The organism is Isoptericola variabilis, assembly GCF_050311655.1.
GTDB lineage: Bacteria > Actinomycetota > Actinomycetes > Actinomycetales > Cellulomonadaceae > Isoptericola > Isoptericola variabilis.
In genome coordinates this window covers 162,043-174,054 of record NZ_JBNOZM010000004.1, presented here as the reverse complement: position 1 = coordinate 174,054, position 12,012 = coordinate 162,043, and the positions used below count along the sequence as shown (strand labels likewise).

The 12,012-nt window shown below is 73.1% G+C and carries 12 protein-coding genes; 4 read left to right on the top strand and 8 right to left on the bottom strand.

Annotated elements, in window-relative coordinates; all coding sequences use genetic code 11:
• Positions 1 to 3 precede the first annotated feature (3 nt).
• Genes ACQP60_RS10595 through murA form a run of 3 tightly spaced genes read right to left on the bottom strand, consistent with a single transcriptional unit; the run spans position 4 to position 3,164 of the window.
• Complete coding sequence (locus ACQP60_RS10595; protein WP_429731876.1) at positions 4 to 1,053, bottom strand: NAD(P)H-dependent glycerol-3-phosphate dehydrogenase; 1,050 nt, start codon at positions 1,051 to 1,053, stop codon at positions 4 to 6.
• Positions 1,050 to 1,808: a lysophospholipid acyltransferase family protein gene (locus ACQP60_RS10590; RefSeq protein WP_429731873.1), complete on the bottom strand. Its 759-nt coding sequence runs from the start codon at positions 1,806 to 1,808 to the stop codon at positions 1,050 to 1,052. Before ACQP60_RS10590 ends, ACQP60_RS10595 begins: the two co-directional genes overlap by 4 nt.
• A gap of 39 nt (positions 1,809 to 1,847) precedes the next feature.
• Complete coding sequence (murA, locus tag ACQP60_RS10585; RefSeq protein WP_429731870.1) at positions 1,848 to 3,164, bottom strand: UDP-N-acetylglucosamine 1-carboxyvinyltransferase; 1,317 nt, start codon at positions 3,162 to 3,164, stop codon at positions 1,848 to 1,850.
• A gap of 237 nt (positions 3,165 to 3,401) precedes the next feature.
• Here murA and ACQP60_RS10580 point away from each other — a divergent pair, with 237 nt between their 5' ends.
• Positions 3,402 to 4,763 (top strand): MFS transporter, encoded by a 1,362-nt coding sequence (locus ACQP60_RS10580; protein ID WP_429731867.1) that lies wholly within the window; start codon positions 3,402 to 3,404, stop codon positions 4,761 to 4,763.
• Positions 4,764 to 4,871: 108 nt separating this feature from the next.
• Here the strand turns inward: ACQP60_RS10580 and ACQP60_RS10575 are convergent, their stop codons facing one another.
• Together ACQP60_RS10575 and ACQP60_RS10570 are read right to left on the bottom strand one after the other, a co-directional pair.
• Positions 4,872 to 6,524, bottom strand: a complete 1,653-nt coding sequence (locus tag ACQP60_RS10575) for a DHA2 family efflux MFS transporter permease subunit (RefSeq protein ID WP_429731864.1) — start codon at positions 6,522 to 6,524, stop codon at positions 4,872 to 4,874.
• A 62-nt stretch (positions 6,525 to 6,586) separates the two neighbouring features.
• On the bottom strand, positions 6,587 to 7,081 hold the full coding sequence (locus tag ACQP60_RS10570) for a MarR family winged helix-turn-helix transcriptional regulator (RefSeq protein ID WP_429731862.1): 495 nt from the start codon (positions 7,079 to 7,081) through the stop codon (positions 6,587 to 6,589).
• 79 nt (positions 7,082 to 7,160) lie between these two features.
• Between ACQP60_RS10570 and ACQP60_RS10565 the strand changes: the two genes are divergently transcribed.
• From ACQP60_RS10565 to ACQP60_RS10555, 3 genes are all read left to right on the top strand, one after another.
• Complete coding sequence (locus tag ACQP60_RS10565) at positions 7,161 to 8,222, top strand: LLM class flavin-dependent oxidoreductase (protein ID WP_429731859.1); 1,062 nt, start codon at positions 7,161 to 7,163, stop codon at positions 8,220 to 8,222.
• Positions 8,219 to 8,875: an NADPH-dependent F420 reductase gene (locus ACQP60_RS10560; RefSeq protein ID WP_429731856.1), complete on the top strand. Its 657-nt coding sequence runs from the start codon at positions 8,219 to 8,221 to the stop codon at positions 8,873 to 8,875. The genes ACQP60_RS10565 and ACQP60_RS10560 overlap by 4 nt, the downstream gene beginning before the upstream one ends.
• A 220-nt stretch (positions 8,876 to 9,095) precedes the next feature.
• A complete protein-coding gene (locus tag ACQP60_RS10555; RefSeq protein WP_429731853.1) occupies positions 9,096 to 9,767 on the top strand; it encodes a DUF4287 domain-containing protein in 672 nt (223 codons plus the stop codon).
• Positions 9,768 to 9,790: 23 nt separating this feature from the next.
• Here the strand turns inward: ACQP60_RS10555 and ACQP60_RS10550 are convergent, their stop codons facing one another.
• Genes ACQP60_RS10550 through deoC form a run of 3 tightly spaced genes read right to left on the bottom strand, consistent with a single transcriptional unit; the run spans position 9,791 to position 11,979 of the window.
• Entirely contained in the window at positions 9,791 to 10,288 is a 498-nt protein-coding gene (locus tag ACQP60_RS10550) for an RbsD/FucU domain-containing protein (protein WP_429731850.1), read from the bottom strand.
• Entirely contained in the window at positions 10,285 to 11,223 is a 939-nt protein-coding gene (locus ACQP60_RS10545; protein ID WP_429731847.1) for a ribokinase, read from the bottom strand. The genes ACQP60_RS10550 and ACQP60_RS10545 overlap by 4 nt, the downstream gene beginning before the upstream one ends.
• A 51-nt stretch (positions 11,224 to 11,274) precedes the next feature.
• Positions 11,275 to 11,979: a deoxyribose-phosphate aldolase gene (deoC, locus tag ACQP60_RS10540; RefSeq protein ID WP_429731844.1), complete on the bottom strand. Its 705-nt coding sequence runs from the start codon at positions 11,977 to 11,979 to the stop codon at positions 11,275 to 11,277.
• Positions 11,980 to 12,012: the final 33 nt, after the last annotated feature.

The window sequence follows — 12,012 nt, the reverse complement described above, 5'->3', positions numbered from 1 at the left end:
GCGTCAGCCCCCGACGCCCTCGGACTTCTGCGGGCGGGCGAGCAGGCCGCGGGCCATCTCCTCCACCGGGAGGCCCTCGTAGAGCACCGCGACGACCCCGGCCGTGATCGGCATGTCGACGCCGTGCTTGGCGGCGAGGTCCAGCACGGAGCGGCAGGACTTGGCGCCCTCCGCCGTCGTGCCGGTGGCCGCGACGGCCTCGTCCAGCGACATGCCCTCCCCGATGTGGCGGCCGAGGGTGTTGTTGCGCGACAGGGGCGAGGTGCACGTCGCGACGAGGTCGCCCATGCCGGCCAGCCCCGCGAAGGTCGCGGCGTCCGCGCCGAGCTCGAGCCCGAGCCGGGTGATCTCCACGAGCCCGCGGGTGATGACGGTCGCGACCGTGTTGGAGCCGAAGCCGCGCCCCTGCGCCATGCCGACGGCCAGGGCGATGACGTTCTTCACGGCGCCGCACAGCTCGACGCCGACCACGTCGCCGTTGGTGTACGGGCGGAAGTAGGAGCTCGAGCAGGCGTCGGCGACGAACCGCGCCACGGACTCGTCGGTGCACGCCACCACGGTCGCCGCGGGCTGGCGGCGGGCGATCTCGGCCGCGAGGTTCGGGCCGGAGACCACGGCCACGCGCGACATCGGCACGTCGAGCGCCTCGACGATGACCTGGCTCATGCGCTCGTCCGAGCCGAGCTCCACCCCCTTCATCAGCGAGACGATCACGGCGTCGGGCTCCACGAGCTCGCGCAGGCCGGTCAGCGTGGCGCGCGCCACCTGCGACGGCACCGCCACGACGACGATCTGCGCACCGGCCAGCGCGGCGGCCGCGTCGGTGGTGGCGGTCATCGCGGGCAGCTCGACGCCCGGCAGGTACCGCTGGTGCGTGTGCCGGGTCGTCACCTCCTCGGCGACGGCGGCGTCGCGTCCCCACAGCCGGACGTCGCAGCCCGCGTCGGCAAGGACCATCGCGAACGTCGTCCCCCAGGAGCCGGAGCCCAGGACGGCGACGCGCGTCGGCGCGCCCGGCCCCGCGGACGTCGGGGCGGCGGTCGGGTCGGTCATGGGCGCTCCACGGGCGGGTAGACGGTCTGCTTGCGTTCGTACTCGGGGTGCTTGCGCAGGTCGAAGCGGGCCGACGGGGCCGCCTCGCCGCGGATCTCGGCGAGGTGCACGGTGATGGCGTCCATGACGCGGTTGGTGGCCTCGCGCAGGGTCTGCGTGTCGATCGGCCGGTCGTACAGGTCGGACAGGTCCACCGGCGGGCCGGCGACGATCGTCACGGGCTTGCGCGGGAACGGCCGCAGGAGGCGCCCGTACCGCGGCAGGATCTTGTGGGCACCCCACTGGGCGACGGGCACGACCGGGAGGCGGCTGGCCAGCGCCATCCGGGCCAGACCGGTCTTGCCCTCCATCGGCCACAGGTCGGGGTCCCGCGTGAGGGTGCCCTCCGGCAGGATCGCCACGCAGGCGCCGCTGCCGAGCTGGGCGCCGGCGTCCTCGAGCGACTTCGCCGCGGCCGACGTCCCCCGGTCCACCGGGATCATCCGCGTCGCGCGCAGCACCGACCCCACTACGGGCGCGGTGAACAGGCCGCGCTTCGCGAGGATCCGCGGCTCGAACCCCTTGTCGAAGAGGTAGTGCGCCAGCGTCAGGGCGTCGAACTCGGTGACGTGGTTGGCGGCGGCGATGAACCCGCCCTCGCGGGGCAGGTTCTCCGCGCCGCCGTCCCAGTCGTAACGGACCATCGAGAACAGCAGGGGCCGCACGATGCGCGCGACGAGGCGGTAACCACGGGAGTCAGGACGGGCAATCGGCACGGGGCCAGAGCCTACCTCCCGGCCCCGGCCGGCAGGCGGTCAGCCGCGGGAGACGTCCGCGCCGAGCGCGACGAGCTTGTCCTGGAAGGACTCGTACCCGCGGTCGATCAGGCTGATCCCGCGCACCGTGGACGTCCCCTTCGCCGCCAGCGCCGCGATCAGGTGCGAGAACCCGCCACGCAGGTCCGGCACCACGATGTCCGCCGCGGACAGCGGCGTCGGGCCCGAGATCACGGCCGAGTGGTGGAAGTTGCGCTGACCGAACCGGCAGTCCCGACCACCCAGGCACTCCTTGTACACCTGGATCGTCGCGCCCATCTTGCGCAGCGCGTCCGTGAACCCGAAACGGTTCTCGTACACCGTCTCGTGCACGATCGACAGCCCCTTGGCCTGCGTGAGGGCCACGACGAGCGGCTGCTGCCAGTCGGTCATGAACCCCGGGTGCACGTCCGTCTCCAGGACGATCGGGTCGAGGTCACCGCCCGGGTGCCAGAACCGGATCCCGTCCTCCTGCACGTCGAACCGGCCGCCGACCTTCCGGAACGTGTTGAGGAACGTCATCATCTCCGGCTGCGTCGCGCCCTTGATCATCACGTCGCCGCCGGTGGCCAGCGCCGCCGACGCCCACGACGCCGTCTCGATCCGGTCGCCCAGCGCCGTGTGCGAGTACCCGTCCAGGCGGTCCACGCCCTCGATCCGGATCACCCGGTCGGTGTCCACCGAGATGATCGCGCCCATCTTCTGCAGCACCGCGATGAGATCCATGATCTCCGGCTCGATCGCCGCGCCCGTGAGCTCCGTGATGCCCTCGGCACGCACCGCAGTCAGCAGCAGCTGCTCCGTGGCACCCACCGACGGGTACGGCAGGGAGATCTTCGTGCCCTGCAGACGGCGCGGCGCGCGCAGCTGGATGCCATTCGGCATCTTGTCCACCACCGCGCCGAACTGGCGCAGGATGTCCAGGTGGTAGTTGATCGGCCGGTCGCCGATCCGGCAGCCGCCCAGGTCGGGGATGAACGCCTCCCCCAGCCGGTGCAGCAGCGGCCCGCAGAACAGGATCGGGATCCGGCTCGAGCCCGCGTGCGCGTCGATGTCCGCCACGTGCGCGGACTCCACGTTCGACGGGTCCAGGTCCAGGATCCCGGCGTCCGGGTCCGACTTCACCGTCACACCGTGCAGCTCCAGCAAGCCCGTGACCACACCCACGTCACGGATCTGCGGCACGTTGCGCAGCACGCTCGCCGACTCACCCAGCAGCGACGCCACCATCGCCTTGGAGACGAAGTTCTTCGCCCCGCGCACCGTGATCGTGCCCTCGAGAGGAGTCCCGCCGTTGACGTGCAGCAGATCGTTCATGTCGTCGTGTTCGTCCCGTCGTTACGGATGCAGTGGTGCCGGGATGCCTCGATCGTGTCGTCCCAGCGGCGCCGTCGATCCTGCCTCGCCCGGCCCGGTGGTGCCAACACGCGCCACGGCGGGCTTATTCACGTTCACCACACCTTCACGCCGGGGGCACCGTCCCGCATCGCAGGCGCATTCATATCCTGAGACATCTGTTCATGATGCGGGATGCCGGTCGTACGGTCGTCGACCATGACCACCTCCGTCACGTCAGGCGGCCCCAGCACGCCGACGCCGGCCGTGAACTCGCGCGGCCGCGTCATCGTCGCGTCGCTCATCGGCACGTCCATCGAGTTCTACGACTTCTACGCGTACGCGACCGCGGCCTCGCTCGTGTTCCCGGCGCTCTTCTTCCCGAACCAGGACGGCACGACGGCGCTCCTCGCGTCCTTCGCCGCGTTCGGCGTCGCGTTCGTCGCCCGCCCCGTCGGGTCCGTGCTGTTCGGGCACTTCGGCGACCGGGTCGGCCGCAAGACGACGCTCGTCGCGTCCCTGCTCACGATGGGCATCGCCACCGTGGTCATCGGTGTCATCCCGGCCGCCACCACCCCGGGCTGGGCCGTGCTGGCGCCGCTCGTCCTCGTACTGTGCCGGTTCTGCCAGGGCCTCGGCCTCGGCGGCGAGTGGGGCGGCGCCGCCCTCCTGGCCACCGAGAACGCCCCGGCCGGCAAGCGCGCGATCTGGGGCACGTTCCCGCAGCTCGGCGCGCCGATCGGCTTCATCCTGGCCAACCTCGTCTTCATCGGCCTGTCCCAGACCCTCACCGACGCGCAGTTCACGTCGTGGGGCTGGCGCGTGCCCTTCCTCGCCAGCTCGGTGCTCGTCATCGTGGGCCTGTGGGTGCGCCTCAAGCTCATCGAGACGCCCGCGTTCACCAAGGTCGTCGAGGCCGAGGCCGTGGCGAAGGTGCCGGTGGCCGAGGTCTTCCGCACCTCGTGGCGCAAGATCGTCTCGGGCACGTTCATCATGCTCGCCACGTACGGGCTCTTCTACCTGATGACGACGTTCACGCTGAACTACGGCGTCGCGGCCACCTCGCCCACCGACGGCTCCCCCGCGGGCCTGGGCTACGAGAAGATCGACTTCCTCTGGATGCTCATCGTGGGCTGCGTGTTCTTCGGCCTGTTCACGCTGGCGTCCGGGCCGCTGGCCGAGAAGTACGGCCGCCGTCCGATGCTGCTGGTCGTCACCGGAGGCATCGCCGTCTTCGGCCTGCTGTTCGTGCCCCTCTTCGCCGGCGGCACGATCGGCGTGCAGTCGCTGCTCATCTTCGGCTTCACCCTCATGGGCCTGACCTTCGGCCCGATGGCGGCGCTGCTGCCCGAGCTGTTCCCCGCGAACGTGCGCTACACGGGCGCGTCGGTGTCCTACAACCTCGCGTCGATCCTCGGTGCTGCCGTCGCCCCGTTCGTCGCGGTGTGGCTGTGGGAGGCCGCGGGCTCCCCGGTGCTGGTGGGGGTCTACCTCACGGTGATGGCCGCGATCACGTTCGTCGCCCTGTGGCTGCAGAAGGAGACCAGGGACGTCGACTTCAGCGGGGACATCCGCGCCTGACGGCGGCTCCCCCCGCGCGCGACGCACGCACGACGGCGCCGCTCCCCCGCACGGAGGAGCGGCGCCGTCGTCGTCCCCGGGGCCGTCCCGGGGTCGTCGCGAACCGTCTCAGGCCGCGGCCGAGGCCGCCTCGTGCTCACGGTGCTGCACGGGCGACATCGCCGCCGCGCAGAGCACGCCGACGACGAGGACCACGCCCACGAGCAGCAGCGTCTGCGCCGCGGCGTCGGCGAAGCCGGCGAAGAACGCCTGCTGGGCCGCCGCCCCGACCTGCTCGGCGACCGAGGCGGGCACCGAGTCGGGCAGCTGCACGGACCCGACCGCCGTCGTGCCCAGGCTGCCGCTCGCCTGCGAGATGCCGTCGACGAACGCCTGCCGGTACTGCTCCGGCAGCTGGGCCGCGACGTCCTGCGCGGCCGCGGGGACCGTGACGCCGAGGCGCGCCGAGAGCGTGGCGACGACGACGGCGGACCCGATGACGCCGCCCACCTGGCGGTTGGTGTTGAACGCGCCCGCGCCCGCGCCGGCCGTGCGGGCGTCCAGCCCGGACGTGGCCAGGTTGGACAGCGGCGAGAACGTGAGGCCGGTGCCGACGCCGAACAGCGCCATCGGCCACAGCAGCGCGTACGGCGACAGGTCGGGATCGAGCACCGCGGCGAGCCACAGCACCGCGCCCGCGATGGCCGCGAACCCCGCCGCGACCACCCACTTGGCGGGCACCCGGTCGGACAGCCGGCCCGCGAACGGCGCGACGACGCCGGACACGAGCGAGCCGGGCATCATCACGAGGGCCGCGTTGATCGGCGTCAGGCCCAGGATCGACTGCAGGAAGATCGTCAGCGGGAAGAAGATGCCGATCATCGCGAACGTCACGACCATGCCGTCGACGTTCGCGAGCGAGAAGTTCCGCGACCGGAACAGCCGCAGCGGCAGCAGCGCCCGCGGCCCCTGGCGATGCTGCCACCACACGAAGACCGCGAGCACGAGGACACCGAGGCCCACCACCGACCACACGGAGAACGGCCCCCAGATGTAGCCCCAGTCGAAGTTCTCGCCCTCCTGGAGGCCGAAGACGACGGCCGCGAGCCCCAGCACGGACAGCACCACGCCCAGCGGGTCCATCGTGGTGCCGTGCGACGGCAGGTGCGGCAGCCGCGCGACCGAGAACCACAGCGCCGCCACGCCCACCGGGATGTTGACGTAGAAGATCCACTCCCAGCCGATCGTCTCCACGAAGACGCCGCCGAGCAGCGGACCGACGAGCGTCGCGACGCCCGCCGTCGCGCCCCACAGCCCCATCGCCGCCCCGCGCTGGGTGGGCGGGAAGACGCGCGTGATCATCGACATCGTCTGCGGCGTCATCATCGCCGCGCCGACGCCCTGGACCACCCTGAAGCCGATGAGCCAGCCGATCTCGGGCTCGGACCCGATGTTGCCGGAGAAGCCGCACAGGAACGAGAACGTCGTGAACACGATCAGCCCGGCGATGAAGACCGACTTCTGCCCGTAGCGGTCGCCGAGCCGGCCCGCCAGGAGCATGAGCACCGCGTACGACAGCAGGTAGGCGCTGTTGACCCAGCCCACCTCGATGAGGGAGGCGGAGAACTGCTCGGTGAGGGTGGGGATGGCGATGTTCACGATCGTCGTGTCGACCATGATCATGAAGAAGCCGAGGATGAGCGGCGGGAGCACGCTCCACGCGGACCTGCCGTGCAGGTCGACGAGCGGGGTCACCGGGGCGCGCCCGGGAGAGGTGGACATGCGACGAGCGTGGCACGGGCCACCGACGCGCGCGCGGCCTGCCCGTGCGGCGTCAGGGCGGGTCAGTCCTCGGCCCGGGCCGGCTCCGACGGCGGCGCGGGGCGGTCGAGCGCGGCCCGCAGCGCGGCGGCGATCTCTCCGGCCGCGGCGAGCTGCTCGTCGGTGAGCGCGTCCACGAAGAGCTGTCGGACGACCCGCAGGTGCGCGACGGACCCGCGGCGGAACGTCGCCGCGCCGTCGTCGGTGAGCGCGACGCCGGCCGCCCGGCTCCCCTGGCGGGCGACCAGGCCGCGCCGCTCCATGCGGCCCACCTGGTGCGACAGCCGGCTGCGCTCCCAGCCGACGGCGTCCGCGAGCGCCGAGGACCGCAGGCAGTGTCCCTCGGCGTCGTGCAACGCGAGCAGGACGGCGTAGTCGGACGACGAGAGCCCCGACTCGGCCTGGAGCCGCGCGGACAGGCGCGAGCGCAGCGCGTTCGTCGTCTCGACGAACGCGCGCCAGGTGCGCAGCTGGTCGCTGGTGGGCGAGCGCCGCGCGCCGTCCCGGCGCTGCGTCATGCCGGCCTCCAGACCCTCGGGAATTGACACGTCAATTCGGAGGTTACCCCGGCGACCGACACCGCCGCAGGAGGACACCATGACCACGCTCCAGCTCGGGCTCGACTCGTTCGGCGACCGCCCGGTGGGCGCCGACGGCGAGCTCGTCTCCCACGCCGCCGCGATCCGCCAGGTCGTCGAGGAGGCCGTGCTCGCCGACCGGGTGGGCGTCGACGTCGTCGCGCTCGGCGAGCACCACCGCCCCGAGTACGCCATCTCGACGCCGGAGACCGTGCTCGCCGCGATCGCGTCGCGCACCGAGCGCATCCGGCTCGCCTCGGGCGTCACGGTGCTCTCCTCCGACGACCCGGTGCGCGTCTTCCAGCGCTTCGCCACCCTCGACGCGCTGTCGGACGGCCGCGCGGAGGTCATCCTCGGGCGCGGCTCGTTCACCGAGTCGTTCCCGCTGTTCGGCTACGACCTGGCCGACTACGACCTCCTCTTCGAGGAGAAGATCCACCTCTTCTCCGAGCTGCTGAAGGAGGAGCCGGTCACCTGGAACGGCACCACGCGGCCGGCGCTGCGGGACGCCGACGTCTTCCCCAAGACCGAGTCCGGCCACCTGTCGACGTGGGTGGGCGTGGGCGGCTCGCCGCAGTCCGTCGTCCGCGCCGCGCACTACGGCCTGCCGCTCATGCTCGCGATCATCGGCGGCGAGCCCGCGCGGTTCGCGCCGTACGTCGACCTGTACCGGCGCGCCACCGCGCAGCTCGGCACGACGACGCACCCGGTGGGCATGCACTCCCCCGGGTTCGTGGCCGACACCGACGAGGAGGCCGTCGAGATCTTCTGGCCGCACTACAAGCTGCAGCGCGACCGCATCGGCGCCTCCCGCGGGTGGCCGGCGATCCGCCGCGAGGAGTACGACGCCGAGGTGGCGCACGGCTCGCTGTACATCGGGTCGCCGGAGACCGTGGCCCGCAAGATCGCGTCCGCGGTCACCACGCTCGGTGTGGGGCGCTTCGACATGATCTACACCACCGGCGCGCAGCCCGCCGAGGCCCGCCTGCGCAACGTGGAGCTCTACGGCACGCAGGTGGTGCCGCGGGTGCGCGAGCTCGTCGCCGAGCACGCCGCCACCCAGGACGGTGACGCCGCATGACTGCCCCGGCGCCCGGCGCGCCCGCCACGATCGGCATCCTCGGGGCGGGCAAGGTCGGCACGGTGCTGGCGCGCCTCGCCGTGGCGGCCGGGTACCGCGTGCTCGTCGCGGGCTCCGGGGACCCGGCGAGGATCGCGCTCACCGTCGAGGTGCTCGCCCCGGGCTCGCAGGCCGTCACGGCCGAGGAGGCCGCGGCCAAGTCCGACGTCGTCGTCCTCGCCCTGCCGCTGGGCCGGTACCGCACCGTGCCGGCGGACGCGCTGGCCGGCACGCTCGTCGTCGACGCCATGAACTACTGGTGGGAGGTGGACGGGCACCGGGCCGACCTCAGCGACCCTGAGACGTCGACGAGCGAGCTCGTGCAGGACTTCCTGGCCGCGTCGCGGGTCGTCAAGGCGTTCAACCACATGGGATACCACGACCTCGACGCCGGGGCGCGGCCCGCCGGGGACCCGGGGCGCCGGGCGATCGCCGTCGCCGGGGACGACCCCGACGACGTGCGACAGGTCGCCGACCTCGTCGACCGGCTCGGCTTCGACCCGGTCGTCGCCGGGCCGTTGGCCGCGGGCGCGCGCCTGCAGCCCGGCACCCCGGCGTTCGGCGCGAACCTGCCCCGCGACGAGCTGCGCGCCCTGGTCGCCCCGACCTCCTGAGGCCATCCCAGGCGCGCGGCGGCCCCGGACCCTATGCTGGTCGGCAGGGCGGCGCGTCCCGCCCGACCCCCGGACCGGCGCTCGCGCCGCCGGGACCGCGCGAGCGGTGGGGGCAGAGGGGACCTCGAGTGCTCGACGCGGTCAGGACACCGTGTTCACCGGTGCCTGCCGGCGGGCGCGAGCCGCGGGTGGCGCACCGAGCGAGCACGCAGGAGTCCTCATGACCACGCAGGAGTCGTTCAAGAAGCGCGTCCGCGCGCGCATGGCCGCCACCGGCGAGAAGTACGGCGCCGCGCGCCGCACCCTCCTCGCCGGAGCCACCACCCAGCCCGGCGCGCCGGGCGCCTGGGTCTCGGAGCCCGACGTCTCCGAGGAGGCGATCCGCGAGAACACCGGCCACGGCTGGGACGAGTGGGTCACGCTCGTCGACGCAGGGCCCGGCCGCGACGCCGGCCACACCGCCATCGCCGCCTGGGTCGCGGGCGAGCACGGCGTGCCCGGCTGGTGGGCGCAGTCCGTCACGGTCGGCTACGAGCGGATCACCGGCCTGCGCGTGCCCGGCCAGCGGCCGGACGGCACGTTCTCGGTGAGCCGCTCGCGGCTGTTCGACGTCGACCCGGCGGAGCTGCGCGCCCTGCTCGACGACGACGCCGCCCGCGCCGACCTCGTGCCCGGCCTCACCCTCGCGCCGCGGTCGCGGCCGGGCGTGAAGAGCCCGCGGTTCGGGGTGTCCGACGACGACGGCGAGCACGGCGTCGCGATGTTCTCGCTGGACCCGGCCGGTACCCGGCTGCGGCTCACAGTGACGCACGAGCGGCTCGGTTCCGCCGCCGCGGCGGAGGCCTGGAAGGCCTACTGGTCCGACTGGCTGGCGGCGCTCGCGGACGCCTGACTCCGGTCGACGCCGGGGGCGTGCTACCCGAGCTCGGGTCGCACGCCCTCGGCGATCAGCCGCCGCCGCTCGACGTACTCCGGCAGGATCGTCACGTCGTCGTCGGCGAACCACTCGAACGGCGCGGTCGACGCGACGAGCGCGAAGTTCGCCCACGGTTCGAACGACCCGGAGCGCACCACGACCTTGGCCCGCGGCGCCCAGTGCTCGATGAGGTCCCCGTGGGTGGTGCCGCGGAACGTGGCGCCCGAACCGGTGAAGAGGTCCTGCACGTCGCCATAGAGGCGAGGGTGGTGCGTCCGCACCTCGCCGGCCATGTGCACCTCCTCGACGAAGATCTCCTCCAGCAGCACCCGCAGGATCGTCTGCACGTCGAGGTGCCCGCGCGTCAGCGCGAGGTCGACGCGGTGCGCGTCCCGCGGGATGGGGAACCCGGCGTCGGTCACCAGCACGACGTCGGTGTGCCCCAGCGTCGCGAGCGCCCCGGCCAGCCCGGGGTGCAGGACCCGTCCGCTTCTCATGCTCTCTCCTTCGTCGTGGCTCTCGTGGTGGCGAGGAAGTCCTCGACCTCGGCGCGCGTCCGGTAGGACGGCACCGTCTCCCAGTGCTCGCAGCAGAGCGCCGCCACGACGCCGGCGAATGCGGCCGCGTCCCGCAGGTCGCGCCCCTCCCCGAGCGCGACGGCGAGCGCCGCGTTGAAGCTGTCGCCCGCCCCGTTGGAGTCGACGACGTCGACCGCCGCGGTCGCCACCGGCGTCGCGCCCGCGGGGTCGGCCACGAGCGCCCCGTCCTCGCCGCGCGTGACGACGACGGAGCGCGGCCCGAGCGCGAGCAGCCGCCGGGCGAGCTCCTCGACGGGCGCGGGGTCGCCGGGCGACAGGCCCAGCGCGACCCGGGCCTCGTGCTCGTTCGGCGTCAGCACGTCCACGGCCGAGAGGTCCGCCCCGCGCAGGTCGACGGCGGGCGCCGGGTTGAGCACGGTCGTGACGCCGGCCTCCCGCGCGGCGGCGAGCGCGTGCAGCGCGGAGCCCAGCGGGATCTCGAGCTGGGCGAGGACGACGTCCGCCCCGCGCAGCGCGTCGGCCGAGCGGTCCAGGACCTCCGGCAGGAGCCGGTCGTTGGCGCCCTTGTCCACGACGATGAGGTTGCGCCCGGCGGTGTCCTTGACGATGAACCCGACGCCCGTCGGCGCGGTCGGGTCGACCGTCACGCGCGAGTCGTCGACCCCCTCTGCTGCCATGAGGGCGCGGAACTCCGCGCCGTGCGCGTCGTCGCCCACCGCCCCGACGTACACGACGTCGGCGCCGAGCCGGGCGGCCTGGACGGCCATGTCGGAGCCCTTGCCGCCGTACGTCTCGCGGTACTCGCGCCCGAGCAGGGTCTCCCCCGCCTCGGGCAGCCGGTCGACCGTCATCACGAGAGCCTTGGCGTAGCTCCCCACCACCGTGAGCCTCATCGCTCCCCTTCGTGTCGCTTCGTCGTGCGGTCTGCCGCGCGTCCGGTCCGGTCAGTAGGCGTCCGGGTCGCCGACGAGACCGTCGACGATCGCCGGGCCGGAGCTGGTGCCCACCAGCTCGGCGCCCGCCTCGAACAGGCGCTGCATCTTCTCCAGCGAGTTGACCTTGCCGGAGACCTTCACCCGGCAGGGCGGCTCGACGTTCTCGGCGAGCAGGCGGACGTCGTGCTCGGTGGCCTCCAGGCCGCCCTTGCCCCAGCCCGAGGACTGCTTCACCCAGTCGACGCCGGCCTCGTACGCGATCCGCGTGGCGCGGACCTTGAGGTCGTCGGTGGGCAGGAAGCCGAACTCGAGCATCACCTTCACGGCCACGCCCTCGGCGTGCGCGAGCCGGACGACGTCCTCGATGTCGCGGGCGTAGAGGTCCTCGTCGCCGCCGAGCAGCAGGCCCGGGTGCGGCGGGAAGTCGAACTCGTCCACCCCCGTGGCGACGAGCGCCCGCAGCGCCGCGAGCCGCATCTCGGGGGTGTCGTTCGCCATCGGGAAGTTCAGCGTCGAGGCGACCTTGACGCCGGTGCCCGCAAGCACGTCCTTCGCCAGCGGCACCCAGTAGGGCGCGATCATCGCGGCGTCGAAGCCGTACGCCGCGCACGTCTCCAGGTGCTTCGTCACGCCGTCGCGCGTGAGGTCGGGGTTCACGTTGGTGTACTGGATCGCCCGGGCGACCTGCGCCGGGTCGGTGAAGTCGATTGTCATGCGGTCCTCCTGGAGGGTGAGGGACGGGTGGGG